The following is a 1,001-nucleotide window of genomic DNA, read 5'->3' on the forward strand; positions in this document are numbered from 1 at the left end:
AATCAGAGACCATTCTTCATCACTGACATCAGAGGGATACGGCCTGCGCGCAGTAATCATCCATCTTTACTGCACCATTCAGAAACGAAAGTACATAACACCCTCTAGCAGCCTGTCGGGTTGGGGTACCCCCTGAAGCGGCGAGGCTGTAGAGTGGCGCGATGAGCAGCTTCATCCCGTTTGACCGGTCTCAGCCGTATCTTTTGCCGCCTGATCTGAAGTCGTGGCTTCCGGCTGACGATATGGCGCATTTCGTTGTTGCCGCCGTTGAGCGGGTTCCGATGAGTGCGTTTTCTGTTCCGGCGCGCACGGGCGGGAAGGCGCAGTATCACCCGCGCCTGATGCTGGCGCTTTTGATCTTCAGCTATGCGAATGGGATTTTTTCCTCACGCCGGATCGAGCGGGCCACATATCGCGACATCGGGGTGCGCTTCGTGGCGGCGAACCTGCATCCGGATCACGACACGATCGCCACCTTCCGGCGGACAAACCGGGCGGCCATTGAAACAGCGTTTGTGCAGGTTCTGCTTCTGGCGCGCGAGACGGGTCTGTTACGCCTGGGCGTGGTGTCGATCGACGGCACGAAGATCGACGCCGACGCCTCGAAATACCGTTCCCTGCGCTACGACCGGATCAGGGCGCTGCGCGAACAGCTGGCGGTGGATATCGCGAAACTGATGGACCAGGCGGAGCACGCGGACGCCACGGACAGCGATCCGCAGGCGTTGCCGGAAGAACTCACCCGGCGTGAAACGCTGAAAGCGAAGCTGGACGAAGCCAGCGCCCGGCTGGAAGCCGACGCGAAGGCGCAGGCCGGGGCGGCGCGACCGGCATACGAAAAAAAGAAAGCTGCGTATGACGCGAAAACAGGGCGTCGCGGCCGGGTGCCCAAACCGCCCGATGATGAACCACCACCCGACCGGCAGATCAGTCTGACCGATCCCGACAGCCGCCTCATGCGACGTTCGGACGCCCACGAGTTCCGACAGGCTTACAATGCC

General features: G+C 61.4%; 1 protein-coding gene. It reads left to right on the top strand.

Annotation, left to right across the window (positions count from 1 at the left end; translation table 11 throughout):
- Window positions 1-161 precede the first annotated feature (161 nt).
- A partial coding sequence (locus GOB85_RS18805) for a transposase (RefSeq protein ID WP_173579010.1) occupies window positions 162-1,001 on the top strand: 840 nt, incomplete at its 3' end.

The organism is Acetobacter fallax, from assembly GCF_011516735.1.
GTDB classification, from domain to species: domain Bacteria; phylum Pseudomonadota; class Alphaproteobacteria; order Acetobacterales; family Acetobacteraceae; genus Acetobacter; species Acetobacter fallax.